Below are 24,393 nucleotides of genomic sequence, written 5' to 3' on the forward strand. Positions count from 1 at the left end.
CATTCTGGGGCTTGACCTTGACGGTGCGTCAGCCTTTGAGCATTGCCGTCATGTTCACGAACTGGCATCGCCCACTCCTGGTCACCACCCTGCTGCTGTTCGGACTCGCCCTCGTTTCCGCGGCCGGGATCCTCATCGACGACCGCACGCTGCTGGGGGAACCGCTCTGGCTGAAGCCGCTCAAGTTCGGACTCGCCTTCGGGGTGTACTCCGGCACGCTCTCGTGGGTGCTGAGCACGCTCACCAGGGCCCGGAAATTCGGGTGGTGGATGGGCACGGTGTTCGCGGTGGCGGCGGTCGTCGAGGTCGGGGCGATCACTTTCCAGGCGGCGCGGGGCACGTTCAGCCACTTCAACACCTCGACCGACTCGCTCACCCTCCTCGCCACGCAGATCTTCACCAACGGCGTGGCTGTGTTGTTCCTCGTCCAACTGGCCATCGTGACGTTGGTGCTGTTCCAACGCGATGGTGACCTGGGGTTGAAGCGGGCCGTGCGCGCGGGGCTCGCGTTGGCGACGGTCGGCATGCTCGTGCCGGTGTACTGGCTCGCCACTGAGGTCAACCAGCGCACGGTCGTCGACGCCAACGGCCAGGAAATCGTGATGTACCAAGGACATGACGTCGGTGATGGCGGCGACTTCCGGGTGCCGCACTTCATCGGGCTGCACGGGATCCAGGTGCTGTTGCTGGTCGTGTTCGCACTGCGGCGAGTCGACGAACGTTTGCGAGCGCGGCTCGTCTTGGTGGCCGCGATCGGCTACACCGGATTGCTGGCTTTGGCGATCTGGCAGACGTCCCGCGGCCAGTCGCTGGTTCAGCTCGTTTTCGGCTGACGCTTGCCCCCACTGTCCACAGTGGTGTTGGGTAGACGCCAACTTCGAGGGCGGGGCCACGAGGATGAATTTGCTGCAGTACGTCGCCGATCGCTGGGATCGGCTGTCTTTGCAGGCCTTCTTGCACGTCAGTGCGGTTGTGCAGTGCACAGTTCTGGCGACCCTTCTCGGTGTGGTGATCGGGGTCGCCGTCTATCGCAGTCCGGTGGGATCCGCGCTGGCCACAGCCTTGGCGAGCACGATTCTGACCATTCCGTCGTTCGCGCTGCTGGCGTTGCTGATTCCGGTGTTCGGGCTCGGTGCGGACACCACGGTCGTCGCTTTGGTGCTTTACGCGCTGCTGCCGATCGTGCGCAACACCATCGTGGGACTGGCCGGTGTGGACCCGGCTGTGAGCGATGCGGCAAAAGGGATTGGGATGAGCAGATTCGGGGTACTGACACGGGTCGAATTGCGGCTGGCGTGGCCCGCGATTCTGGCCGGAATGCGGGTCGCGACGCAGATGCTGATGGGCATCGCGGTCATCGCGGCGTACGCGAAAGGGCCGGGCCTCGGTTCCGAGGTGTTCTCCGGGCTCGCGAACGCGGGCAGCGCGAACTCGTTGAACCAGGCCCTCACCGGCACGATCGGCGTGGTGATCCTCGCGCTGCTGCTCGACGGCATTTACGTGCTGGTCAACCGTTTCACCGTCTCGAGGGGTGTCCGTGGCTGAAAAGGGCATTGAGATCAGGCTCGACCACGTGACCAAGCGGTATCCCGGGCAGAAGGCGGCGGCGGTCGACGACTTCTCGATGGTCGTGCCCGCCGGGCAGATCGTGGTGTTCGTCGGGCCGTCCGGGTGCGGCAAGACGACGACCATGCGGATGATCAACCGGTTGATCGAGCCGACGTCGGGCACGATCACGATCGGCGGCGAGGACGCGCTGAAGATCGACCCGGACGACCTGCGCCGCCGCGTCGGGTACGCGATCCAGCAGGCAGGGCTGTTCCCGCACTTCACGGTGGCGCAGAGCATCGGCATCGTGCCGGGGCTGCTGGGCTGGGACAAGAAGAGGATCGCGGCTCGGGTCGAGGAGATGATGGAGCTCGTCGGGCTCGATCCCGGCGAGTTCGCCGACCGGTTCCCGCGCCAGCTCTCCGGCGGTCAGCAGCAACGGGTCGGCGTCGCGCGTGCGCTGGCCGCCGACCCGCCGGTGCTGCTGATGGACGAGCCGTTCGGCGCGGTCGACCCGATCACGCGCGGGCATCTCCAGGACGAGCTGTTGCGGCTGCAGAACGAGCTGCACAAGACGATCGTGTTCGTCACGCACGACTTCGACGAGGCGGTGAAGCTCGGCGACAAGATCGCCGTGCTCGGCAACAGGTCCACGATCCTGCAGTACGACACGCCGGACGCGATCCTGGCCAACCCGGCGGACGACACGGTGGCCGGGTTCGTCGGCGCCGGTGCGTCGTTGAAGGCGTTGACGCTGTTGAGGGTGCGCGACGTCGAGATGGGTCAGGCGGTGACCGCGAGGTTCGACGCCGCACCGTCCACTGTGGAACTGGGCGAGGAGAAGTTCGTGCTGGTGCTCGACCAGCGCGACCGGCCGTTGCGGTGGGTGCACGTGAAGGAGCTGACGCGCGCCCAGTCGCTGGACGGTCTCGGACGACCGGTGCAGGACTCGGTGACGTTGCAGTCGACGTTGCGCGACGCCCTGGAGGCGATGGTCAACGAGGGCGGGCGCGCGGTCGTCACCGGCAACCGCGGCGAGTACGTCGGCACGCTCGACCTCACGACCGTGACCGAGGTCGTGCAACGGTTGCGGGCGAGCGCATGACGGGCGAGCGGATCAGGTTCTGGGCGCAACCGCTCGCGGTGCTGCTGATCGTCGGCGGGGTGCTGGCGTGGGTGTTCTCCAGCGAGCTGACGGCGACCGAGAAGAGCACGCTGAACGCGTCGTCGCTGCTCCAGGCGCTGGCCGACCACCTGCTGATGACGATCGTGGTGACCGCGATCGTGGTGCTGGTCGCGGTGCCGGCCGGTGTCGTCGCGACCCGGCCGTGGGCGCGCTGGCTGGCGCCGGTGTTCCTGGCGGTCGCGAACGTCGGTCAGGCAGCGCCCGCACTGGGTGTGCTGGTGCTGTGGTTCCTGCTCACCGGCGCCTCCGGCGGGCTGTGGGTGGCCGCGCTGCCGCTCGCGTTCTACTCGCTGCTTCCGGTGCTGCGCAACACGATCGTCGGCATTCAACAGGTCGATCCGTCCCTTGTGGACGCCGGTCGTGGCATCGGCATGTCGGGGTCCGGCGTGCTGTGGCGGGTCGAGTTCCCGCTGGCCACCCCGCTGATCCTGGCCGGCCTGCGCACCTCGCTGGTGCTGGCGGTGGGCACGGCGACGTTCGGGCTGTTCGTCAACGCGGGCGGGTTCGGGTTGCTGATCGACACCGGCTACAAGCTCAACCTGATGAAGGTCCTGGTGACCGGCTCCGCGCTGGCGGCGGGACTCGCGCTGCTCGTCGACTGGGTGGGTGCGGTCATGGAGCAGTGGTTCGGGCCGAAGGGGGTGCGATGAAAAGGCTCTTGCTCGTTCTGGTGCTGTTCCTGGGTGGTTGTGGCCTCGACATCAACACCGCGTTGCCCTACCAGGTGTTGCCGGGGACCATCCAGCCCGATCAGTCGTTGCGCGGCGTCGAGATCACCGTGGGGTCCAAGGACTTCACCGAGAACATCCTGCTCGGCTACCTGGCCGAGATGGCCCTCTCGGCCGCAGGCGCGGACGTCGTCGACCTGACCGACCTCAAGGGCTCGCAGACCGCACGGCAGGCCCTGCTCAACAGCGAGGTCGACGTCACGTGGGAGTACACCGGCACCGGCTGGATCAACTACCAGGGCAACGAACTCCCGGTGCCCGGCGGTGAACAGGCGCAGTACGACGCCACGAAGAAGGCCGACCTCGAACGGTTCGGCGTCGAGTGGCTCGCTTATTCGCCGCTCAACGACCAATACGCGTTCGCCGTCACCGAGGCCTACGGCGCGCAGCACGGTCTGAAGACGACCTCGGACCTCGCGGCGTTCCTCGCCCAGAACCCGGACGAGGCGGTGTTCTGCCTGGAGACGGAGTTCACCAGCCGCCAGGACGGTTTCCCCGCGGCCAAACGGGCCTACGGCTTCCCGGTCGGCGAGGTGAAGAACTTCGGCATCGGCACGATCTACTCGGCCGTCGCCGGTGGCACCTGCCCGATCGGCGAGGTGTTCACGACCGACGGCCGCATCGCCGCGCAGAAGCTGCGGGTGCTGGAGGACGACAAGCAGGCCTTCCCGCAGTACAACGTGGCGCCGACCGTGCGCGCCGAGTTCCTGGCCCGCTATCCGCAGGTCCGCGGCCCGCTGGAGACGGTGAGCCGCGCGCTGACCAACGACCAGATGATCGAGCTGTGCCGTCAGGTCGACGTGGACGGCAGGGACGCGGGCGAGGTGGCGCGCGACTGGATGGTGTCGAAGGGATTCATCCGGACGGACTGATGATCCGGTCGCTCGACTGACGGCCGGTTGATGCTTCCGTTGGCCCGCTTGGCGAACAGAAGACTCGTGGTCATGGCGACGGGTGCGCTGACGGCGACATGATGCCCGCATGCCTGACTACGACGTGGTGATCATCGGTAGTGGAGCATCGGGACTGGTGGCCGCGCTCACGGCGGCCGCGCGTGGGCTGAGACCGCTGGTGCTGGAGAAGTCCGATCTCGTCGGCGGGTCGACGGCGTTGTCCGGTGGCGGGTTGTGGGTTCCGGCGAACCCGTTGCTGCGCGGCACGGACAACGCCGACGACGCGTTGCGGTACCTGGCCGCTACCGCTGGCACCGACAGTTCGGCGGTCCGGCAGGAGGCGTTCGTGCGGCACGGACCGGGCATGGTGTCGTTCCTGGTCGAGGAAGGTCTGAAGCTGCGGTGGTCCAAGGGTTATCCCGACTACCACCCGACTCTGCCCGGTGCCAGCACGACCGGCAGGTGCGTCGAGGCGAGCGTCGTCGACGGCGCGTCGCTCGGCGAGTGGATGAGCAAGCTGCGGCTGCGGGCCAGTGCTCTCGCCACTCCTATGTACACCACCGAAATTCCGCTGCTGGGCCTGGCGAAGCGAACGATCAGGGGCTGGTTCACCGAATTGTGGGTCACCAGGATCCGCAAGATCGGCCGCAACCCCGCGCTGACCGGCGGAGCGTCGCTGGTCGGCCAGCTCGTCAAGCTGGCGGCCGGGCGCGGTGCCGAGATCTGGCTCAACAGTGCGGCGAAGGAGCTCATCACCGAGAACGGCGTGGTCACCGGTGTAGTCGTCAGCAAGGACGGCGAGGAACACCGGATCACCGGCAAGGTCTTCCTGGCAGCGGGCGGATTCGCGCACAACGACGCGATGAGGCAACAACATCTCCCGCACCCGACCGGCACGAGGTGGACGAACGCCTCGCCCACCGACACCGGTGAGGTGCTCTCGCTGGGCATCGCGCTCGGTGCCGCCACGGCGTTGATGGACGAGGCCTGGTGGACGCCCGCGGTCGGCTTCCCCGGCGGAATCGCGGTGGCCTCGTTGCGCGAGCGCGCGTTCCCCGGCTCGATCATCGTCGACGACGAGGGCAACCGGTTCATGGACGAGGCCATGTCCTACAACGAGTGCGGTCACCAGATCTACCGGCGCGGCAGCGTGCCCGCGTGGATGATCATCGACGACCAGCACCGGTCGTGGTACCCGTTCGTCACGCTCAAACCCGGTGAGACGCCGGAGAACAACGGCATCCTGACCCGGGCGGACACGCTGGAACAGCTGGCGAACAAGATCGGCGTGCCACTCGAGAACCTGCAGCGGACGGTCGAGCGGTTCAACGGCTTCGCGACGTCCGGCAAGGACGAGGACTTCGGGCGCGGCAACGACGCCTATGACCGCTATTACAGCGACCCGCGCGTGAGCCCGAACCCGAACCTGAGCGCGCTCGACACCCCGCCGTTCTACGCGGCCAAGGTCTTCCCCGGCGATCTCGGCACGAAAGGCGGCCTCGTCACCGACGAGCACGCACGGGTGTTGAGAGCGGACGGCTCGGTCATCGAGGGCCTCTACGCGGCAGGGAACACGACGGCCACGGTGATGGGCAGGTCATACCCCGGGCCGGGCTGCACGATCGGTGCCGCGATGGTGTTCGCGTACCTGGGCGCACAGCACCTGTGACCACTTGACCTATGACTGCTTGCGATCGGTGTGGCCCAGCGACCGTTCCGGCGCCACCCGGTCGCGCACCAGCTGCTTGAGCACCGCGAGGTCCGGGAAGCCCTCCTGCTCCTTGCGCGACCACACGGTCTCGCCGTCGAGCCGGACGTCGAACACCCCGCCGGTGCCGGGGATCAGCGCGACCTCACCCAGCTCGGTCGTGAACGTCGTCAGCAGCTCCTGCGCGGTCCACCCGGCGCGCAGCAACCACCGGCACTGGGTGCAGTACTCGATCTCCAGACGCGGCGTCCTCATGCCTGAGTTCTAACAGACGCCCCGTCGCGGGCCGCGTCCTTGCCCCAGCTGGCCAGCAGCTGCAACGCCTCGGCGGAGGCGGTGCCGGGTTCCGCGTGGTAGGTGCTCAGGAACAGGTTGGGCTCGCTGGGCATCCGGAGCGTCTCGTACGACAGCGTCATCTCGCCCACGAGCGGGTGCTTCAGCACCTTCGTGCCGAAGCTCTTCTCCTTCACCTCGTACGCGGCCCAGAGCTGCCGGAACAGCTCGCTCTTGAGCGAGAGCTCCCCGATCAGCGCGGCCAGCTCGGGGTCGTCGGAGCAGCAGCCCGCGTCCAGCCGCAGGAACCCGACGATGTCGGCGGCCTTGGACTGCCAGTTGACGAAGAGTTCCTGGTAGGAGGGCCGCAGGAAGATCATGCGGGCCCAGTTGCGGTCGCGCGGCTCCAGCTCGCCCCAGTCGCCGAACAACGCCGCGGCCATCGGGTTCCAGGCGAGGACGTCGGTGCGCCGGCCACCGATGTACGCGGGCACGCCGATGCCGTCGAGCAGGTGCTGCAACGCGGGGCGCACCTGCGACCGCGGAGCCTTCTTCTTGTTGCTGCTCGACTTGCTGCGGGTCAGGTTCTGCAGATGCGCGCGTTCGGCGTCGTTGAGCCGCAACGCGCGGGCGATCGAGTCCAGCACCTCGGTCGAGACGTTGCGGCCGTTGCCCTGCTCGAGGCGCGTGTAGTACGCGACCGACACGCCTGCGAGCTGCGCCAGCTCCTCGCGGCGCAGGCCGGGCACGCGGCGGGTCCTGCCGTACTGCGGCAGCCCGACGTCGTCCGGCGACAGCCGCGCCCGGCGGCTGCGCAGGAACTCGCTCAGCTCGGTGCGCGGATCCACTGTCGTCATGTAACCGAGTATTCCCGTCGTCACACAGTCGTGCCTGCTACTGCTGGTGGTAGGCACGCCAGACGTACGAAAAGCAGGTGTCTGGGTAGCGCCTCGCGATGGCGGCAGTGTTCACGGTGACACACCGAAGCGAGGAGAAAACCTGATGAGCACCGTCGCTGCCTACGCCGCTCCCGCACCGAAGGCACCGCTGGAGCGCACGACGATCGAGCGCCGTGAGGTCGGCCCACACGACGTCCTGATCGACATCAAGTTCGCCGGCATCTGCCACTCGGACATCCACCAGGTCAACGAGGGCTGGGGCCAGGGCATCTTCCCGATGGTCCCCGGCCACGAGATCGCCGGTGTGGTCACCGAGGTCGGTTCCGAGGTGACGCGGCACGCCGTCGGCGACCGGGTCGGCGTCGGGTGCATGGTCGACTCGTGCCGGGAGTGCGACAACTGCCTGCGCGGCTTCGAGCAGTACTGCACGGGCGGCAACACGATGACCTACAACGGCATCGACCGCCGTGGTGACGTCACCTACGGCGGCTACTCGAAGCAGATCGTGGTGGACGAGAACTTCGTCGTGCGGATCCCCGAGGGACTCCCGCTGGACGTGGCCGCGCCGCTGCTGTGCGCCGGCATCACCGTCTACTCGCCGCTCAAGCACTGGGGCGTCGCACCGGGCAAGAAGGTCGCCGTCGTCGGCCTCGGCGGGCTCGGGCACATGGGCGTCAAGATCGCCGCCGCGCTCGGTGCCGAGGTGACCGTGCTGTCGCAGTCGTTGCGCAAGAAGGACGACGGCCTCAAGCTCGGTGCCCAGGACTACCGCGCCACCAGCGACCCCGCCACGTTCACCGAGCTGGCAGGCAAGTTCGACGTCATCCTGTCCACCGTGTCCGCGCCGCTGGACTTCGGCGCCTACCTCGGCCTGCTGCGGACCGACGGCGCGATCGTGAACGTCGGCGCGCCGGAGGAGCCGATCTCGCTGAACCTGTTCGGGCTGCTCGGCGGACGCAAGACGCTCGCCGGGTCCATGATCGGCGGTATCGCGGAGACCCAGGAGATGCTGGACTTCTGCGCCGAGCACGGCCTGGGCTCCGAGATCGAGCTGATCGACGCCGACCAGGTCAACGTGGCGTACGAGCGGGTGCAGGCCAGCGACGTGCGGTACCGGTTCGTGATCGACACCGCGACGATCTGATCGCGCATTCCCACGTGCCCGGTGGCCGCGTTGATGACGCGGCCACCGGGCATAAGCTCGCGCGGTGGTGTCCAGGAAGGACGTAGCGCTCGCGGCGGGGTTCCTGCTGCTGTCGTTCGTGCCGGGGATGTCGGCGGTGGCCGCGGGGATCGGGGATCTGCCCCCACGACCGAACGACGTGCTCGCGATCGTGCTGGTGGTGCTGCACTGCGTGCCGTTGGCCGTGCGGACCAGCCGGCCGGCGTTGTGCCTTGCGGTCGTAGGGGTTTCGTTCGGTGTGTACCAGGCGTTCGCCTACCCGCCGACGTTCGCGAGCCTCGCGCTCTACCTGGCGCTGTACTCGGCGGGCGCCCACGGCAGGAGGCCGTGGGGAGCGGCGGCCGGCTATGTGGTGCTGGCGTTCGTGTTGCACTGGCTGGGTTCGCCGAACCTGCTCCAGGACTTCGTGCTGTTCGGCCTGGCGCTGGGCGTGCTGTGGCTCGTGGGCGACCGGGTGCGGCGCTGGCGGCAGGACGAGCTCGCGAAACAGGACCAGGTCAAGGTCGCGGAACGAGCGCGCATCGCCCGCGAGCTGCACGACGTCGTCACCCACCACGTGACCGCGATGGTGGTGCAGGCGGACGCGGCGCAGTTCGTGCCGGAGAAGGACAACGCCGGGCTGGCCGCCATCAGCGGCACCGGGCGGCGGGCGTTGACCGAGCTGCGACACCTGCTCGGCGTGCTGGAAGCGACCGGTGAGTCCGCCGACCGCACGCCGGCGATGGGCCGGGTCAGTGACCTGGTGGAACAGGCGAAGCTTTCCGGTCAACCGGTCGAGCTCACCGAGGAGGGCTCGCCTCGGCCACGCGAGATCGACGCGGAACTGGCCGCCTACCGGGTGGTCCAGGAGGCGCTGACCAACGCGCTCAAGCACGCCGCCGGTCGGCCGACGAAGGTCTCGGTGCGGCACGCGGACCAGGTCGAGATCGAGGTGATCACCTTCGGTGTCGAGGAATCCGGCACGCCGTCCGGCGGGCGAGGGCTGGCCGGCCTGGGGGAACGCGTGCGGATGGTCGGCGGCGAGTTCGAAGCCGGGGCCCATGAGGGAGGATTCCGGGTGTGGGCGCTGATTCCGTGATCCGGGTGCTGATCTGCGAGGACCAGGCGCTGGTTCGCACCGGGTACGTGACGATCTTCTCCGCGCAGCCCGACATGGAGGTCGTCGGTGAGGCGGACAACGGCCGTGAAGCCGTTGAGCGGGCCGGGGAACTGCGGCCCGACGTGATCGTGATGGACATCCGCATGCCGGTGCTGGACGGCATCGAGGCCACCCGGCAGCTCGCCGGGCCAGGCGTCGAGCACCGGGCGAAGATCCTCGTGGTCACCACGTTCAACGTCGACGAGTACGTCTACGAGGCGTTGAAGGCGGGCGCCAGCGGGTTCCTGCTCAAGGACTCGCCACCGGCAGAGCTCGTCAACGGCGTGCGCACGATCGCGCGCGGGGAGGCATTGCTCGCCCCGGCGGTGACCCGCACGCTGATCGGCGCGTTCGCCGGCCGGGTGCGGCCCGAGGCACCGAAACGGGACGAGATCTTCCGGACGCTGGCTCCGCGCGAACTGGAGGTCCTCCACCAGATCGCCGCGGGCCTCTCCAACGCCGAGATCGCCGAGGCGTTGTTCATCACCACGGAGACCGTGAAGACTTACGTCTCAAGGATTCTGACGAAGCTGGACCTGCGCGACCGGGTGCAGGCGGTGGTGCTGGCCTACCGCGCGGGACTGGTGTCCACAACGGACTAGGCCGGTGGACAAGGAATTCCGGACGCGTGGGACGCGTGGGCGCCGGCGATCACCGAGTCGAGCTTCCGGAGCGTCTCCTGCAGCTCCTCGATCTGCTTCACCACCGACGAACGGTGCCCGCGCAGCTTGGCCAGAACGTGCGGTGACGCCACGCCGGTGACGACGCACGGCAGCATCTCCAGGATCGCCGCGCTGGAGATCCCGGCGGCGTAGAGCTGCTGGATCAGCTGCACGCGGTCGACCGCGTTCTCGCCGTACTGCCGTTGCCCGCTCTCGCTGCGTTCGGACGCGAGAAGGCCCTGCTCCTCGTAGTAGCGCAACGCGCGCACGCTCACGCCGGTCTTCGTCGCCAGCTCGCCGATCCGCATGAGACCTCCGCCACAAAAGCTACCTCTGACGTCAATGTCAGGTTTCTAGCGTAGCTCTCATGCTTCTCACCAGCTACCGACTCGGAAACCTGACCCTGCCGAACCGCCTCGTCATGGCGCCGATGACCCGCGCACGAGCCGTGGACGGCAAACCGACCGCGACAACCGCCACCTACTACGCCCAACGTGCCACCGCCGGGCTCATCGTCACCGAGGGCGTGCACCCGAACGCGCCCGGCCAGGCAGGCCCGTTCATGCCCGGCATCCACACCGACGAGCAGGTCGCGGCCTGGCGCGTCGTCACGGACGCCGTGCACGCCAACGGCGGCCGGATCTTCGCCCAGCTCATGCACGGTGGCCGCATCGGTCACCCCGAGGTCGCCGGGCACCACCCGCTCGCTCCGTCGGCGATCGCCGCCCGCACCGAGGTGTTCACGTCCGAGGGCGTGCAGCCCGCTCCGGTGCCGCTCGCGTTGACGGTTTCCGGTGTGCAGGACCAGGTTCGGGCGTTCGGTGACGCGGCGCGCAAGGCGGTCGACGCCGGGTTCGACGGGGTCGAGCTGCACGGCGCGAACGGCTACCTGATCCAGCAGTTCCTGTCCTCCAACGCGAACCAGCGCACGGACGGCTACGGCGGCTCGATCAGCGGCCGCATCCGGTTCGCCGTCGAAGCCGTCGAGGCGGCGGTGGACGCCATCGGTGCGGACCGCGTCGGCATCCGGCTCTCACCCGGCGGGCAGGTCCAGGACATCGTCGAGGACGACATGCCCGCGCTGTACTCGGCGCTGCTGCAGGCATTGCCGGACATCGCTTACATCCACGTGCTCGCGACCGCCGACGACGAGGTGCTGATGGGGCTGCGCAAGGCGTGGCCGACGGCGTTCATCCTCAACCCCGGCGGCCAGATCGGCCCGCACGAGAGCACCCTCGAGCAGGGTGAACGCTGGCTCGCCAACGGCGCCGACCTGATCAGCTACGGCCGCGCCTACCTCGGCAACCCCGACCTCGTCGAACGGTTCCGGCTCGGTCTGCCGCTGGTCAGCACCGACCGCGAGACGTGGTTCCAGACCGAGGCCGGGTACGTCGACCATCCCAGCTATCAGCACTGAAGCGCGCGCATCAGGTGGTCGACGAGCCGTTCGAGGTAGTCGGGCTCGACCTCGGCGCGGCGCACCGACAGCCGCCAGTAGACGGGTGCGGCGATCAGGTCGAGGGCGATCTCGACGTCGAAATACGGTGGTAGCTCACGACGTTCGACCGCACGCCGCAACGCGATCGCACCGAGCTCGCGGCGCGGTTCGCCGATGGTCGCGCTGATCGCCTGGGCCAGCGCGGGATTGCGGACCGCCTCGGCGGTGAGATCCGGCAGGATCGTGGCGAACCGCGGGTGGGTGAGCCAGTCGTGCACCGCGGTGACGCTCGCCAGCAGATCGCCGCGCAACGACCCGGTGTCCGCGACTTCGGCCAGTGGCACGGAGAACTCCGACAGCGCCGCGACCACCATGTCCTGTTTGGACGGCCAGCGCCGGTACAGCGCGCTCTTGCCGACCTCCGCGCGTTTGGCGACCGCCTCCATCGACAGCCGGGCGTAACCGTGCAGGGCGAGCTCGTCGAGCACGGCCTCGGTGATCGCGGAGGTGACCTGAGGCTGCAGCACGGCGGCTCCGGTCGGGGTGCGCTTGCTCATGACGCACATCATAGGACTGGACGAGACGGTCCCGTCCCGCCTAAGTTTGGACGGGACGGGACCGTCTCGTCCATTTCGTTCGGAGGAACACCCGTGGACCTCATCCCGAAGGCACTGCAGCTCCTGCTGGACAAGGACATGATCGGGTTCGCCGGCCTGTGGGCCGAGGACGGCGTGATGGAGTTCCCGTTCGCCCCGCCCGGCTACCCGTCGCGTCTGGAGGGGCGGGCGGCGATCGAGGACTACCTGCGCGACTACCCGAAGATGCTGGACATCCGGGGTTTCCCGAAGCAGGTCGTGCACCAGAGCGTTGATCCGGATGTCGCCGTGGCCGAGTTCGACGCCGAGGGTGTCGTGGTGGCGACCGGCAAGCCGTACCGGTTCTCCTACATCGCGGTGATCACCGTCAGGGACGGCGAGATCGTCTCGTACCGCGACTACTGGAACCCGCTCTACGTGCAGGAGCTCGCGGGATGAACGTGCTGGTCATCGGCGGTACCGGCATGACCGGCAGCCGGCTCGCCGCACTGTTGCCGAACGCCCGCATCGGCACGCGGAAGCCGGTGCGGGACGACCACGTCCGGTTCGACTGGGACGACCCGGCGACGTTTGAAGATTCACTTCGCGGGATAGACGGGGTGTACCTGATCCCTCCGGTCGGGATCGTCGATCCGGTTCCGGTGGTCGAGTCGTTTCTCGCTCGAGCGCGGCTCGTGCGGCGGGTGGTACTGCTGAGCTCGTCCGCGGTGCGGGAGAGCGCCACGGGGATGGGCGCTCTCCCCGCACTGGTGCGGACCATGCCGGAGTGGACGGTGCTGCGGCCGTCGTGGTTCATGCAGAACTTCACCGGCGACCACGCGGTGGCGGCGGGCGTTCGTGCCGGTGAGATCGTCACGGCGACCGGTGACGGCAGGGTCGGGTTCGTCGACGCCGCGGACATCGCCGCCGTCGCCGCCCGCGCGTTGCTGGACCCGTTGCCGCACAACACGGATCACCTGATCACCGGTCCGGAGGCGCTCAGCTACGCCGACGCCGCCGCGATCATCACCGAGGTCACCGGCCGCGCTGTTCGGCACCGCTCGGTCAGCACCGGGGAACTGGCCGAACGGCTCGCCGCGTGGCTGCCTCCGGAGTTCGCCGCGGTCCTCGCCGGTCTCGACGAGGACATCCGCGGTGGCGCGGAAGACCGGGTCAGCACAACCGTTTCCGACGTGACGGGCCGGCCCGCCCGGTCGTTCCGGGACTTCCTCAGCCGAACGTCCACCGGGTAGCGCCGGACGGCTCCGCGGTGGCCACGGCGTGGGCCGCGGTCAGCGAGATCCGGTAGACGTACCAGGGTGGCGGGCCGCCGCTCGGTGCGGTGTAGGGCGCGGTGAAGGCGGCACCCTCCCGTTCGGCCGCCCAGCCACCCGCCCGGTACCGCGCGGCGACACGGTCCAAAGTGGACTCATCGGTGATCCGATGAGCAGTGCCCTCCAGCACGAGGTCCAGTCCGGTCAGCCGCACCGACACCGTGCAGGCCGGGTTCTCCGCGAGGTTGCGCGACTTGCGGGTGCCCGGCCCGCTCACGAACCACAGGGTGTCCTCGAACCAGATCGCGCCTATGCCCACCGAGTGCGGCCTGCCGTCCGGGCGCACGGTGTTCAGGAAGAACGGCACGTCCTTCGCCGCGGATTCGGTGGCGAGAGCGTCCTGCGCACGGGCCCACTCGATGGCGGGGCAGCCGTACTGGTCGAGGTTGCGGGTCTCAGTCGTCGTGTTCGTCATGCACCTGCGTCGAACGGGGACCCGCGTTTTCGACAGCTACTTCACGGCGCTGCACGGAACGACGAAGAACCAGTCCTTCGGCTCGTGCTCCAGCCGCGCTTCCGGCGCCCCCGCCGAGCACTCCGCACGGGCCTTGGCGACGCTCTCGTCCCACGGCACGCCCTTCAGCACCGGCCCCTTTTCCTGCAGGTACCAGAAGAAGCTGACGATCACGATGATGCCGATCAGGTACCGGCTGCCGCCCACCACCGCGCGTCCCCAGGTCACCGAGGGCGTCGCGTCGAGCCCCACGAAGATCGCGGTGAACAGGAACAGGCACGGCGCGATGCTGTAGCGCTGCGCGGCCATCACGACCTCGGGCGCCTGCACCTGCAGGACGTGGGTCCAGTTCAGCACCAGGCACGCGACGATGACGATCACGCTGTACGCCACGGCGACCACCGCGAGCGTCCGTGCCGCCCGGTCGCCGAACCACAGGCCCGCCACGATCGGCACGGCCGCGATCAGCATCGTCACCAGGATCAGCGCGTTGCCCTGGGCGGGGTAGAAGTCGGCGACCCGCTCGGATCCGGTGAACGCGACCACCGGCACCCGCAGCAGGCTCGCCAGCAGCACCTGCACCGGGTCGACCTCGTCGTGCGAGTACGGCGTCCTGGTCGCGAAGATCATCGCGATCGCCTGCACCACCAGCCCGGCGAGGAACGCGATCGGCACTTCCTTGCGCGCCAGGAAAAGCCGCACCACGGCGATCGGCGCCAGGACGAAGACCAGCGGGCTCGTCACGGCGGCCAGGAACACGAACAACGCGACCGGCCAGCGCGGGGCGTCGCGCCACAACAACGCCCAGAAAGCGCCGAACAGCAGGAACCAGTGCAGGTTCGACATGTTGTTCAACGTCTCGGAGTTGCCCGCGGGCAGCACGATGACCAGCGCCGCCAGTGCGAACCGCATCGGCGTCGACTTCAGGTAGGCCTTGGAGCCCGCGAACGTGATCAGCGCGACCAGCGCCCGCAGCATCGCGGCGGTGACCGCGAACCCGGCGGCCGTCCACTCGATCGGCAGCAACGCGACCACTTCGGCGACCAGGCGCGGCACCGTGTGCAGGTAGCCGCCGTACGGCTCGATCAGGTTCTGCAGCGTGGGGAACCGGACCGCGTCGACCATGAACCGGGCGCCGTCCTCGGCCCACAGGTGGTCGAGCCGGGCCCAGCCGGCGGGGATGAGCAGCAGGAACAACATCGAACCGAGGAACGCGAACGTCATGCCCAGCCACGCTCGTTCGTGCGGAGGCTCGGCGGGCAGAGGGAGCACGCTCTCCGCGAGTGCCTTCGGTCGTTCCAGCGTCGCCGTCACTGCGTTTCCCCCATGTCCCGGTTCACCGGGCACGGTACCGGGGTCAGGTCAGGAGGCGTTCGTAGCGGTCCCACTGCTCCTGGGTCACCACGGTGACCTCGGAGGAGTTCGACACTGCCACCTCGAGCGAGTTGATCACCATCAGCTTGTTGTTCACGAGCAACCCGACCAGGCCGTTCGGGCCGAGCACCGCGGGAACGGCCGCCGGGACGCGGACCGCGACCTGGAACGAGTCGACGATCTTCGGCCGCCAGCCCAGCACACCGCGGGCGTACTTCGCCGCCGCCGAGCCGCGTTCGAACCGGACGACCTTGTGGTCGATCACGACGTCGGCGGTGCGTTCGGGGGAGGGCACCGAGAAGCCGTCGAGCACACCCGCCTCCTCCGGCGTCGCGCAGCCGTTGAGCCCGAGCGCGTCGATGCCGAAGTGGCTGATGTTCGTCGGAGCGCCGGTCGCCCCGCTCGTGGTGGCGCGCAGCACGTCCAGCGCCACCTTGTCGCACGGTCCGCCGGGATGGATCGGCGCGTGCCCCTCTGGCGTCCGCACCAGGCCGGGGCCTTCCTTCCAGGAACCGGAGATCACCACCGGGTCGAACGGGTGGCGGGTGAACTCCTTGTTCCAGAACGTGATGGTGGTGCCCTCGTCGGTCGAGTGGGCGATCGCGAACGCCGACGCGGCGTCGATCCACATCCAGTCCGCGCTGAACGCCTCGACCACGGACCGCGTACGGGCCTCGTTGGTCTTCTGCACCGGCTTGAAGCCCTGCGGGCCCAGCGTTTCGACACCCTTGGTGAACAGCGGGTCCTTCGAGCGCAGGACGTACTGGCCGGCCCCGTTCGTGGCCCCGGCGAACCCGGTGGTGTCGGTGAAGAGCAGGTAGACCCAGCCGTCGAGGTAGATGGCGGACTGCTGACCGGCGCCGTAGGTGTTCTCGCGGATGATGTCGTTCGACGTGCCGACGATCGCCTGGCCGCCGTTGGCCCGCGTCCAGCTCACGCCGTCCTTGCTGGTGGCGACGCCGACGGAGCTGCCGTTCGCGTGGTTGTCCCTGCTCGCGCCGGTGTAGTACAGGTAGTACGTGTCGCCGATCTTGACCAGCGACGGGTCGCACGTGTGCATCGCGTCGAAGTTGCCGCCGCTGCCGGAGAGCACCGGGTGAGCCGTGGTGAACGGACCGTCCGGGCTCGGGCCCTCGCTGTAGAGGATGTCGTCGCCGTTCGGCTGCGCGACGCCCATCTGGCTGCACCACCACGTACGCACCTTGCCGCCGTCGAGCATCACGGCGGGCGCGTAGTTGTAGACCGCGTCCCCGATGCCCGCGACGACCGTGCCGGGGCTCTGCCTGCCGTTCTCGACGGTGAGCTTGAGCTTGTCCCGCGGCGGCGGTGCCTTGGACTCCGACGTGACCGGCTGGGTGGCGGGTTTGCCCACCGGGTCGCCGGCCGCCTGGCTGGTGCACGCCGTGACCGCACTGAGGAGTGCGAGCGCAGCGAGCAACGCAAGAGGTCGACGTCTCAGGGGCACCCGACCATCATAGTGATCAACTCATCCGTACGGGTGAAGTCCGTTGTCCGAGTTCTCATTCATGCCTGGTCAATAGGTCTTTCCGGCTGCTCTGGGGAGTGCGATTCCGCGGGTCAGCGCGACCGGTGGTGGGGCTTTCACGCTTGTGACGGTGAGCACGCCGGCGCCGCTGATGACGAGTTCGACGTCGGTGACGATCGCGCCGTTCGTGCCAGTGATTCTGTTGCCGCTGGGAGAGCGTGCCGTTCTGGGTGATCTCGGCACTAGTGCTCTCCTGGCCGGCCGGCCGGTGTTCGCGCGCTGTGCCGGTCTAGCGGGACATCGCGGTGTCAGCTGCCCAGGTAGCGGACGACGGCCATCACGCGGCGGCTCAGACCCGACGAGCCGGCGAGGCCGAGCTTGTCGAAGATCGCGTTGATGTGCTTCTCCGCGGAGCTCTGCGAGATGTGCAGCTGCTCGGAGATGCGTGCGTTCGTGAGGCCCTGCGCCATGAGTTCGAGGACGTCCTTCTCCCTTCTGGTCAGCGTTTCGAGCGGGTCGACGTGGGTCGTCCTGGTCAGCAGCCGCCGCACGACCTCCGGGTCGAATGCCGCGCCGCCAGCCGCGACCCGGTCCAGCGCTTCCAGGAACTCGTCCACCTGCGCCACGCGGTCCTTGAGCAGGTAGCCGACCTTGGTGCCGCCGGTGATCAGTTCGGTGGCGTAGCGGTTCTCCACGTACTGCGAGAGCACGAGCACGGCGATGTCCGGCCACGTCTCGCGGATCTTGAGGGCGGCGCGCATGCCGTCGTCCTTGTGGTCCGGGGGCATCCGGACGTCGGTGACCACGATGTCCGGCCGGTGTTCCTCGGTGGCCTTGAGCAACTCGGGTGCCGTGCCGACGGCGGCGACCACGTCGTGGCCTTCCTCGGCGAGCAACCGGATCAGGCCCTCGCGCAGCAGCGTCGAGTCCTCGGCCAGGATCACCCGCACGGCAACCTCGCACTGATCGTGGTGGGGCCACCGGCCGGGCTGGTCACCACGAAGTCGCCGTCCACGGCCTTGACCCTCCTGGCGAGCCCGGAGAGCCCGGTGCCGCCGGGGTCCGCACCGCCGACGCCGTCGTCCCGCACCATGATCGTGATGTCTTTCCTGCCCTGCCACACCGAGATCTCGACGACCGACGGGGCGGCGTGCTTGGCCGCGTTGGTGACGGCCTCGGACACCACGAAGTAGATCACCGTCTCCAGCGCGGTGCCGGGCGACTTCTCCAGTTCGTTGCTGATCTCGACGCGCACACTGGACCGTTCGGCCAGCACCTCCAGCGCTCCGTCCAGGCCGGAGTCGTCGAGCACGGCGGGGTAGACCCTGGTCGCGACCTCGCGCAGTTCGTCGATGGTCTCGCCCGCGGTGTCGTGCGCCTGGCGCAGCAGCTGCTGGAGCTGCTCGTCGTCCTTGGTTCGTCTCGCTCTGCCGATCAACATCCCGAGCGCGACGAGCCGCTGCTGAACACCGTCGTGCAGGTCGCGTTCGATGCGTCTGCGCTCGTCGTCGATCGCCTCGATCACCTCGGCCCGCGTGCTGGTCAACTCGGCGACCCGTTGGCGCAGCAGCGTTTGCTGACTGGTGCCGAGCATCGTGGTGGCGAGCCACTGATCCAGCTTCGCCACCCCGGTGATGCCCGCCAGCGTGACGAAGATGAGCAACGCGCCCGGCACCGTCGCCACCGCGATCAGCTTCGTGTCGACCACGTCGCCGTCCTTGACGAGCCCCCACGTGCCGTCGAAGAGCCACGCCGTGATCATCGACAGCGCCGTGGTGAGGTAGAGCAACAACATCAGGACGACCCCGGCGCCCATGCCACCCACGAGCCACCGCACCCCGAGATAACGCTGGCACCGGCGCGGCGTGAGCGGATCGGCGTGCGCCCCGTCCCCGTACCGCGAGATCCGCCGCAGTTCGAGCTCGGTCATCTTGACCACGCCAACACCCAGCACCGCCGCCAGCAGGTCCGGCAGGGTGGTCCACGCCCCCACCAGCACCCCGTAGAACGTCCGGAACCATCCGCGCACCAGCGATCCGGCGCTGAGCTTCTCATCCTGATGCACATTCGCCACCGTACTGGCCGCCGTCAGCCCTGGCATTGCGGTTTCCCGCAATATCGCCCTGCGGTTTCCCACCAAATTCTCGGCGGTCAACCTCGTGGTGCCCCCGCCCTCCCATTCCTAACGTTGACCCCGACCAAACCGTTCTACGAGGGGGAAATCAATGCTGGCTGAATGGGCCGTGGGCGTCATGGAATCGTTGGGCGGCATAGGCGCAGCCGTGGTCGTGGGCCTCGACAACCTGTTCCCGCCGATCCCGAGCGAACTGGTGCTGCCCCTGGCCGGCTTCTCCGCGAGCAAGGGCGTGTTCAGCCTGCCAGCGGCCCTGTTCTGGACCACCCTGGGCTCCGTCGCGGGCGCCATCATCGTCTACCTGGCGGGCATGCTCCTGGGCCGCGACCGCACCCGGCGCCTGGTAGCCCGCATTCCTCTGGTCAGCGTGACCGACTTCGACAAAACCGAAGCCTGGTTCACCCGCCACGGCACCAAAGCCGTGTTCTACGGCCGAATGGTGCCGCTGTTCCGCAGCTTCATCTCGCTGCCGGCAGGCGTGGAACGCATGAACTTCCCGCTGTTCCTCGCACTCACAACGCTGGGCAGCCTGATCTGGAACACCATCTTCGTCGGCGCCGGCTACTTACTGGGCGAGAACTGGCACCAAGTAGAGGCCTACGCCGGCATCTTCCAGAAGCTGGTGATCGCCGCCGTGGCCGTCGCACTAGTCCTGTTCGTGGTGACCCGCCTGCGCCAGCGCTCGAAGGGCGACCCGGAGGCCACCGCCGTGCTGCCACGCCTCAAGCGATGACCTTGCCGCGCAACACAATCCAGCGGTTCGCTCAGTGAGTGACGTTGCGCGCAACACAATGCGGCCAGTTCGCCTCGGCACGACAGGTACTCGGTCGGGTCGGTGCAGTGGACAACAACGTCCGCGAACCCGCCGCCCACCGGCCCAGACGGCCTGGACCGCATCCGCGCGGTCCGGCGGCGCGCTAAGCGAATGACCCTGCCGCGCAACACCGCCCGGCTGGGTGGTGTGAGCGCGATGGGAGCCGGGCGGGGTTGGTGTGGTGGGCGGCGATGTCGGCGTGCCTGTCGGTCACCGGCTACGACGGCCCAGGCCAGGTTCGTGTGGTCTGGCGGCTCGTTCAGTGGACCACGTTGCCGCGCGACACGATCTGGCTGGGTGGTGTGAGCGCGATGGGAGCCGGGCGGGTTTGGTGTGGTGGGCGGCGATGTCGGCGTGCCTGTCGGTCACCGGCTACGACGGCCCAGGCCAGGTTCGTGTGGTCTGGCGGCTCGTTCAGTGGACCACGTTGCCGCGCGACACGATCTGGCTGGGTGGTGTGAGCGCGATGGGAGCCGGGCGGGTTTGGTGTGCTGGGCGACGATGTCGGCGAGCCCGTCTGTCACCGGCTGCGACAGCCCGGGCCAGGTCCGTGTGGTCTGGCGGCGCGCTCAGCGGACCACGTTGCCGCGCAACACGATCCGGCAGAGTGGTGACAGCATGATGGGAACTTGACCGGGTCGGTGTGGTGGGCAACGACGTCGGCGGCCCCGTCAGCCACCAGCCTTGGCGGTCCAATCAGGTCCGGCGGTCTGGTGACCCGCTCAGTGAATGACGTTGCCGCGCAGCACAATGCGGCAGGGCCGTGTGAGCACGGACGGATCCTCGGTCGGGTCGGCGTCGTAAGCGACAACGTCAGCGAGCCCGCCGTCCACCAGCCCGGGCAGCCCGAGCCACTCCCGCGCGGTCCACGACCCGGCTCCCACGGCCGCCTCGACCGGCATCCCTGCCTTGATCAGCCACGAGATCTCGCCGGCCACGTCACCGCAGGGCTTGTTGTCCGTCCCCGCCAACACCGTCACCCCGGCCTCGTGGGCGGCACGGACGGTGGGGAACGCGTGTTCCCACCCGGCCACGATCCACTCCCGCAACCGCGCATCCCCCGACGACGTCAGGTTGGAGATCGTCTTGGCGAACGCGGAGAACGTGGGCACGAACGCGGTCCCCTGGGCCGCCATCCGCGGAAGGAGCGAATGATCCAGATGCATCCCGTGTTCAAGGCTGTCCGCGCCGGCCAGCACGGCGTTGCGACAACCCTCGGCGGTCTGGCAGTGCACGGCGACGCGTGCACCAACGGCGTGCACGGCGTCGACTGTCGCCGTCAGGACGTCCAGCGGCACTGGCGGATCGTCCGGCATCCAGTCGCCGATCACCTTGCACCACCCCGCCGCGGCCTCCGAGACGGCGGCCGCGGGGAGTTCCTCCTCGGACACGCGCCTGCCGTAGCCGGGGAAGAAGCGGCCCGGCGTGGCCAGCCATCGGCCGCTGCGCACCAGGCGGGGCAGATCGGGATCGTCCGGTCGGTCCAGCACGGGATCCGGCGAACCAGGGGAGCGCACGGTCAGCACGCCGGCGGAGCGGTGGGCGAGCATGTGCTGCCGGAAGACGTCGTGCGAGTAGGCATCGCCCGGCGCTTCCATGCCGGGGTGCGAGTGCACGTCGACCAGGCCCGGCAGCAGCCACAGAGAGTCCGAAGTGGACGAAGAAGTAGTGCGCAACCGTTGCCCGTCCACGACGAACGAGACCGGCGCGCGGGTGGGCAGCGCGATGCCCGAGATGACCCCCATGAAACGACGGTACCCCAGGCCGGGGGAGTGGCCTGGGGTACCGGGGAGGGGCTGGATCAGACGTCGTGGCGATCAGACGTCGTAGCGGTCCGCGTTCATGACCTTGTTCCACGCCTGGACGAAGTCCGAGACGAACTTCGAGGAGGCGTCGTCACTCGCGTAGACCTCGGCGACGGCGCGCAGCTCGGAGTTCGAGCCGAACACCAGGTCGTTGCGGGTGGCGGTCCACCGGACGGCGCCGGTGGAGCGGTCGCGGCCCTCGAAGTTCTCCTGGTCCTCGGTGACCGACTTCCACTCCGTCTCCATGTCGAGCAGGTTGACGAAGAAGTCGTTGGTCAGCGTCTCGGGCTTCGAGGTCAGCACGCCCGCCGACGAACCGTTGTGGTTGGCGCCCAGCACGCGCAGGCCGCCCACCAGCACGGTCATCTCCGGTGCGGAGAGGCCGAGCAGGTTCGCCCTGTCGATGAGCAGGTACTCCGACGGCAGCGGGGTGGCCTTGCCGCCGTAGTTGCGGAAGCCGTCGACGGTGGGCTCGAGCACGGCGAACGACTCGGCGTCGGTCTGCTCCTGCGTCGCGTCGGCGCGGCCCGCGAGGAACGGCACCTCGACGTCGTGGCCCGCTGCCTTGGCGGCCTGCTCGATCGCCGCGGCGCCGCCGAGGACGATCAGGTCGGCCAGCGAGACCTTCTTGCCGCCGGTCTGCGCGCTGTTGAAGGCTTCCTGCACGCCTTCGAGGGTGCGCAGCACCTGGGCGAGCTGGTCGGGCTCGTTGACCTCCCAGCCGCGCTGCGGCTCGAGGCGGATGCGGGCACCGTTCGCGCCGCCGCGCTTGTCGCTCTGGCGGAACGACGAGGCCGAGGCCCACGCGGTCTTGACCAGCTGCGAGACCGAGAGGCCGGTCTCGAGGATCTTGGCCTTCAGCGAGGCCACGTCGTCGGCCGAGATCAGCTCGTGGTCGACGACCGGCAGGCGGTCCTGCCAGATCAGCTCCTCCTGCGGCACCTGCGCACCGAGGTAGCGCTGGATCGGGCCCATGTCGCGGTGGGTCAGCTTGAACCACGCGCGGGAGAAGGCTTCGGCGAACGCCTCGTGGCTCTCGGCGAACTTGCGCGAGATCGGCTCGTAGATCGGGTCCACGCGCAGCGCGAGGTCCGTGGTGAGCATCATCGGCGTGCGGTTGAGGGTGCCGTCCTCGGGGTCCGGCACCGTGTTGGCGCCAGCGCCGTCCTTCGGCTTCCACTGGTGCGCGCCGGCCGGGGACTTGGTGAGCTCCCACTCGAACGCGAAGAGGTTCTGGAAGAACAGGTTGGTCCACTGGGTCGGCTTCTGGGTCCAGGTGACCTCGAGGCCGGAGGTGATGGTGTCACGGCCCTTGCCGGTGCCGTGCGTGCTGATCCAGCCGAAGCCCTGCGAGTCCATCAGCGCGCCCTCGGGCTCGGCGCCGACCAGCTCGGGGTCGCCCGCGCCGTGCGCCTTGCCGAAGGTGTGGCCACCGGCGATGAGCGCGACGGTCTCCTCGTCGTTCATGCCCATGCGGCCGAACGTCTCGCGGATGTCGCGGGCGGCGGACAGCGGGTCCGGGTTGCCGTTGGGGCCCTCCGGGTTGACGTAGATCAGGCCCATCTGCACCGCGGCCAGCGGGGACTCGAGGTCGCGCTCGCCGCTGTAGCGCGAGTCGCCGCCGAGCCACGTGGTCTCCGGGCCCCAGTAGACGTCCTCGTCCGGCTCCCACACGTCAGCGCGGCCACCGGCGAAGCCGAAGGTCTCGAAGCCCATGGTCTCCAGCGCGCGGTTGCCCGTGAAGATCATGAGGTCGGCCCAGGAGACCTTCTTGCCCCACTTCTTCTTCACCGGCCACAGCAGACGGCGGGCCTTGTCCAGGTTGCCGTTGTCCGGCCAGCTGTTCAGGGGGGCGAAGCGCTGCATGCCCGCGCCGGCGCCACCGCGGCCGTCGTGGGTGCGGTAGGTGCCCGCGCTGTGCCACGCCATGCGGATCATGAACGGGCCGTAGTGGCCGAAGTCCGCGGGCCACCAGTCCTTCGACTCGGTCAGGACGGCGTCGACGTCGCGGGCCAGCTCGTCGAGGTCCACGGTGAGGAACTCACTCGCGTAGTCGAACTCGCCGCCCATCGGGTTCGCCTGGACAGGGTGCTTGCGGAGGATCCGCAGGTTGAGCTGCTTCGGCCACCAGTCACGGTTGCCGCCGCCCTCGGTGGGGTGGCTGAGTCGCCCGTGCGCGACCGGGCAACCGCCCGCCTCCTCCACGTTCAGCTCGCTCAGCTTGGCGTCAGTGCTGTCGGACACGGGAATCCTTCCGGGATGTTCAGGAACTTTTCGCGGCGGTCGTGCACTCGGGGCAGGTGCCCCAGTAGATGACCTCGGCCTCGTCGATGACGAACCCGTGGTCGTCGGACGCGTCCAGACAGGGCGCGGCACCGACGGCGCAGTCAACGTCGGCGATGGCACCGCAGGATCTGCACACGACGTGGTGGTGGTTGTCCCCGACGCGAGCCTCATAACGCGCGACCGAGCCCTGGGGCTCGATGCGTCGCAACAGGCCGGCTCCGGTCAGCGCGCGGAGCACGTCGTAAACGGCCTGGTGGGAGACCGCGCCGAGGTTCTGGCGCACGACACCGATGATCGAGTCCGTGTCGGCGTGGGGATGGCCGTGCACCGCGGACAGCACAGCTATCCGCGGAGCGGTCACCCGAAGTGACGCTCCACGCAACATGCGCTCGAAGTCGGAAGCCGTGGGCACGGGCCTCACCCTGCCGTCTTTTCTTGAGTGAGTCAAGTTAATGAACCATGCAATTCACCCGAC

General features: G+C 68.7%; 25 protein-coding genes. 13 read left to right on the plus strand and 12 right to left on the minus strand.

Annotation, left to right across the window (positions count from 1 at the left end; all coding sequences use genetic code 11):
* Positions 1-50 precede the first annotated feature (50 nt).
* The 6 genes from ACWGE0_RS10400 to ACWGE0_RS10425 all read left to right on the plus strand — a co-directional run bounded on the left by ACWGE0_RS10400 (position 51) and on the right by ACWGE0_RS10425 (position 6,024).
* On the plus strand, positions 51-833 hold the full coding sequence (locus tag ACWGE0_RS10400; RefSeq protein WP_452260609.1) for a hypothetical protein: 783 nt from the start codon (positions 51-53) through the stop codon (positions 831-833).
* 64 nt (positions 834-897) lie between these two features.
* Positions 898-1,545: an ABC transporter permease gene (locus ACWGE0_RS10405; protein ID WP_319967949.1), complete on the plus strand. Its 648-nt coding sequence runs from the start codon at positions 898-900 to the stop codon at positions 1,543-1,545.
* The gene (locus tag ACWGE0_RS10410) at positions 1,532-2,653 is read left to right on the plus strand and encodes an ABC transporter ATP-binding protein (protein ID WP_452260610.1); all 1,122 of its coding nucleotides are present in this window, start codon (positions 1,532-1,534) and stop codon (positions 2,651-2,653) included. The genes ACWGE0_RS10405 and ACWGE0_RS10410 overlap by 14 nt, the downstream gene beginning before the upstream one ends.
* Positions 2,650-3,384, plus strand: a complete 735-nt coding sequence (locus ACWGE0_RS10415; RefSeq protein WP_452260611.1) for an ABC transporter permease — start codon at positions 2,650-2,652, stop codon at positions 3,382-3,384. The genes ACWGE0_RS10410 and ACWGE0_RS10415 overlap by 4 nt, the downstream gene beginning before the upstream one ends.
* Positions 3,381-4,334 carry a glycine betaine ABC transporter substrate-binding protein gene (locus ACWGE0_RS10420; protein ID WP_452260612.1) on the plus strand — a complete coding sequence of 318 codons (954 nt, stop codon included), beginning with the start codon at positions 3,381-3,383 and terminating at the stop codon, positions 4,332-4,334. Before ACWGE0_RS10415 ends, ACWGE0_RS10420 begins: the two co-directional genes overlap by 4 nt.
* A 109-nt stretch (positions 4,335-4,443) precedes the next feature.
* On the plus strand, positions 4,444-6,024 hold the full coding sequence (locus ACWGE0_RS10425; protein ID WP_452260613.1) for an FAD-dependent oxidoreductase: 1,581 nt from the start codon (positions 4,444-4,446) through the stop codon (positions 6,022-6,024).
* A 9-nt stretch (positions 6,025-6,033) separates the two neighbouring features.
* On the opposite strand, the gene ACWGE0_RS10430 is transcribed toward ACWGE0_RS10425, so the two are convergent.
* Together ACWGE0_RS10430 and ACWGE0_RS10435 are read right to left on the minus strand one after the other, a co-directional pair.
* Complete coding sequence (locus tag ACWGE0_RS10430; RefSeq protein WP_359848509.1) at positions 6,034-6,318, minus strand: SelT/SelW/SelH family protein; 285 nt, start codon at positions 6,316-6,318, stop codon at positions 6,034-6,036.
* Complete coding sequence (locus ACWGE0_RS10435; protein ID WP_452260614.1) at positions 6,315-7,193, minus strand: helix-turn-helix transcriptional regulator; 879 nt, start codon at positions 7,191-7,193, stop codon at positions 6,315-6,317. The genes ACWGE0_RS10430 and ACWGE0_RS10435 overlap by 4 nt, the downstream gene beginning before the upstream one ends.
* Before the next feature lie 145 nt (positions 7,194-7,338).
* Here ACWGE0_RS10435 and ACWGE0_RS10440 point away from each other — a divergent pair, with 145 nt between their 5' ends.
* From ACWGE0_RS10440 to ACWGE0_RS10450, 3 genes are all read left to right on the plus strand, one after another.
* On the plus strand, positions 7,339-8,379 hold the full coding sequence (locus ACWGE0_RS10440) for an NAD(P)-dependent alcohol dehydrogenase (RefSeq protein WP_452260615.1): 1,041 nt from the start codon (positions 7,339-7,341) through the stop codon (positions 8,377-8,379).
* 64 nt (positions 8,380-8,443) lie between these two features.
* Positions 8,444-9,496: a histidine kinase gene (locus ACWGE0_RS10445; protein WP_452260616.1), complete on the plus strand. Its 1,053-nt coding sequence runs from the start codon at positions 8,444-8,446 to the stop codon at positions 9,494-9,496.
* Positions 9,478-10,158 carry a response regulator gene (locus ACWGE0_RS10450; protein ID WP_452260617.1) on the plus strand — a complete coding sequence of 227 codons (681 nt, stop codon included), beginning with the start codon at positions 9,478-9,480 and terminating at the stop codon, positions 10,156-10,158. Before ACWGE0_RS10445 ends, ACWGE0_RS10450 begins: the two co-directional genes overlap by 19 nt.
* Here ACWGE0_RS10450 and ACWGE0_RS10455 read toward each other — a convergent pair.
* The gene (locus tag ACWGE0_RS10455; protein WP_452260618.1) at positions 10,155-10,526 is read right to left on the minus strand and encodes a MerR family transcriptional regulator; all 372 of its coding nucleotides are present in this window, start codon (positions 10,524-10,526) and stop codon (positions 10,155-10,157) included. The genes ACWGE0_RS10450 and ACWGE0_RS10455 overlap by 4 nt on opposite strands.
* 59 nt (positions 10,527-10,585) lie before the next feature.
* Between ACWGE0_RS10455 and ACWGE0_RS10460 the strand changes: the two genes are divergently transcribed.
* Positions 10,586-11,635 (plus strand): alkene reductase, encoded by a 1,050-nt coding sequence (locus ACWGE0_RS10460; RefSeq protein WP_452260619.1) that lies wholly within the window; start codon positions 10,586-10,588, stop codon positions 11,633-11,635.
* Here ACWGE0_RS10460 and ACWGE0_RS10465 read toward each other — a convergent pair.
* Positions 11,626-12,213: a TetR/AcrR family transcriptional regulator gene (locus ACWGE0_RS10465; protein ID WP_452260620.1), complete on the minus strand. Its 588-nt coding sequence runs from the start codon at positions 12,211-12,213 to the stop codon at positions 11,626-11,628. The genes ACWGE0_RS10460 and ACWGE0_RS10465 overlap by 10 nt on opposite strands.
* Before the next feature lie 93 nt (positions 12,214-12,306).
* On the opposite strand from ACWGE0_RS10465, the gene ACWGE0_RS10470 reads away from it, so the two are divergent.
* Together ACWGE0_RS10470 and ACWGE0_RS10475 are read left to right on the plus strand one after the other, a co-directional pair.
* On the plus strand, positions 12,307-12,690 hold the full coding sequence (locus ACWGE0_RS10470; RefSeq protein WP_452260621.1) for a nuclear transport factor 2 family protein: 384 nt from the start codon (positions 12,307-12,309) through the stop codon (positions 12,688-12,690).
* Entirely contained in the window at positions 12,687-13,484 is a 798-nt protein-coding gene (locus ACWGE0_RS10475; RefSeq protein ID WP_452260622.1) for an ergot alkaloid biosynthesis protein, read from the plus strand. Before ACWGE0_RS10470 ends, ACWGE0_RS10475 begins: the two co-directional genes overlap by 4 nt.
* Here the strand turns inward: ACWGE0_RS10475 and ACWGE0_RS10480 are convergent.
* The 5 genes from ACWGE0_RS10480 to ACWGE0_RS10500 all read right to left on the minus strand — a co-directional run bounded on the left by ACWGE0_RS10480 (position 13,462) and on the right by ACWGE0_RS10500 (position 18,944).
* Positions 13,462-13,980 (minus strand): pyridoxamine 5'-phosphate oxidase family protein, encoded by a 519-nt coding sequence (locus ACWGE0_RS10480; protein ID WP_452260623.1) that lies wholly within the window; start codon positions 13,978-13,980, stop codon positions 13,462-13,464. The genes ACWGE0_RS10475 and ACWGE0_RS10480 overlap by 23 nt on opposite strands.
* 36 nt (positions 13,981-14,016) lie before the next feature.
* On the minus strand, positions 14,017-15,333 hold the full coding sequence (locus ACWGE0_RS10485) for a hypothetical protein (protein WP_452260624.1): 1,317 nt from the start codon (positions 15,331-15,333) through the stop codon (positions 14,017-14,019).
* Positions 15,334-15,376: 43 nt separating this feature from the next.
* The gene (locus tag ACWGE0_RS10490) at positions 15,377-16,858 is read right to left on the minus strand and encodes a beta-xylosidase (protein ID WP_452260625.1); all 1,482 of its coding nucleotides are present in this window, start codon (positions 16,856-16,858) and stop codon (positions 15,377-15,379) included.
* A gap of 329 nt (positions 16,859-17,187) precedes the next feature.
* Entirely contained in the window at positions 17,188-17,829 is a 642-nt protein-coding gene (locus ACWGE0_RS10495) for a response regulator transcription factor (protein ID WP_319967935.1), read from the minus strand.
* Positions 17,820-18,944, minus strand: coding sequence for a sensor histidine kinase (locus tag ACWGE0_RS10500; RefSeq protein WP_452260626.1), 1,125 nt, complete (start codon positions 18,942-18,944; stop codon positions 17,820-17,822). Before ACWGE0_RS10500 ends, ACWGE0_RS10495 begins: the two co-directional genes overlap by 10 nt.
* Before the next feature lie 160 nt (positions 18,945-19,104).
* On the opposite strand from ACWGE0_RS10500, the gene ACWGE0_RS10505 reads away from it, so the two are divergent.
* Positions 19,105-19,746 carry a DedA family protein gene (locus ACWGE0_RS10505; protein WP_452260627.1) on the plus strand — a complete coding sequence of 214 codons (642 nt, stop codon included), beginning with the start codon at positions 19,105-19,107 and terminating at the stop codon, positions 19,744-19,746.
* An 803-nt stretch (positions 19,747-20,549) separates the two neighbouring features.
* Here ACWGE0_RS10505 and ACWGE0_RS10510 read toward each other — a convergent pair.
* The 3 genes from ACWGE0_RS10510 to ACWGE0_RS10520 all read right to left on the minus strand — a co-directional run bounded on the left by ACWGE0_RS10510 (position 20,550) and on the right by ACWGE0_RS10520 (position 24,330).
* Positions 20,550-21,572 carry an amidohydrolase family protein gene (locus ACWGE0_RS10510; protein ID WP_452260628.1) on the minus strand — a complete coding sequence of 341 codons (1,023 nt, stop codon included), beginning with the start codon at positions 21,570-21,572 and terminating at the stop codon, positions 20,550-20,552.
* Between the two features lie 72 nt (positions 21,573-21,644).
* Positions 21,645-23,876 carry a catalase/peroxidase HPI gene (gene katG / locus ACWGE0_RS10515; protein ID WP_452260629.1) on the minus strand — a complete coding sequence of 744 codons (2,232 nt, stop codon included), beginning with the start codon at positions 23,874-23,876 and terminating at the stop codon, positions 21,645-21,647.
* Between the two features lie 19 nt (positions 23,877-23,895).
* Positions 23,896-24,330, minus strand: coding sequence for a Fur family transcriptional regulator (locus tag ACWGE0_RS10520; protein ID WP_319967931.1), 435 nt, complete (start codon positions 24,328-24,330; stop codon positions 23,896-23,898).
* Positions 24,331-24,393: the final 63 nt, after the last annotated feature.

The organism is Lentzea sp. NPDC054927 (genome assembly GCF_053610285.1).

Bases quoted from the DNA above. Each gene is read 5' to 3' on its own strand.
- ACWGE0_RS10420 (WP_452260612.1), top strand. From the start codon at position 3,381: ATGAAAAGGCTCTTGCTCGTTCTGGTGCTGTTCCTGGGTGGTTGTGGC.
- ACWGE0_RS10415 (WP_452260611.1), top strand. From the start codon at position 2,650: ATGACGGGCGAGCGGATCAGGTTCTGGGCGCAACCGCTCGCGGTGCTG.
- ACWGE0_RS10430 (WP_359848509.1), bottom strand. From the start codon at position 6,318: ATGAGGACGCCGCGTCTGGAGATCGAGTACTGCACCCAGTGCCGGTGG.
- ACWGE0_RS10505 (WP_452260627.1), top strand. From the start codon at position 19,105: ATGCTGGCTGAATGGGCCGTGGGCGTCATGGAATCGTTGGGCGGCATA.
- ACWGE0_RS10480 (WP_452260623.1), bottom strand. From the start codon at position 13,980: ATGACGAACACGACGACTGAGACCCGCAACCTCGACCAGTACGGCTGC.
- ACWGE0_RS10440 (WP_452260615.1), top strand. From the start codon at position 7,339: ATGAGCACCGTCGCTGCCTACGCCGCTCCCGCACCGAAGGCACCGCTG.
- ACWGE0_RS10460 (WP_452260619.1), top strand. From the start codon at position 10,586: ATGCTTCTCACCAGCTACCGACTCGGAAACCTGACCCTGCCGAACCGC.
- ACWGE0_RS10425 (WP_452260613.1), top strand. From the start codon at position 4,444: ATGCCTGACTACGACGTGGTGATCATCGGTAGTGGAGCATCGGGACTG.
- ACWGE0_RS10405 (WP_319967949.1), top strand. From the start codon at position 898: ATGAATTTGCTGCAGTACGTCGCCGATCGCTGGGATCGGCTGTCTTTG.
- ACWGE0_RS10455 (WP_452260618.1), bottom strand. From the start codon at position 10,526: ATGCGGATCGGCGAGCTGGCGACGAAGACCGGCGTGAGCGTGCGCGCG.
- ACWGE0_RS10435 (WP_452260614.1), bottom strand. From the start codon at position 7,193: ATGACGACAGTGGATCCGCGCACCGAGCTGAGCGAGTTCCTGCGCAGC.
- ACWGE0_RS10400 (WP_452260609.1), top strand. From the start codon at position 51: ATGTTCACGAACTGGCATCGCCCACTCCTGGTCACCACCCTGCTGCTG.
- ACWGE0_RS10510 (WP_452260628.1), bottom strand. From the start codon at position 21,572: ATGGGGGTCATCTCGGGCATCGCGCTGCCCACCCGCGCGCCGGTCTCG.
- ACWGE0_RS10475 (WP_452260622.1), top strand. From the start codon at position 12,687: ATGAACGTGCTGGTCATCGGCGGTACCGGCATGACCGGCAGCCGGCTC.
- ACWGE0_RS10465 (WP_452260620.1), bottom strand. From the start codon at position 12,213: ATGAGCAAGCGCACCCCGACCGGAGCCGCCGTGCTGCAGCCTCAGGTC.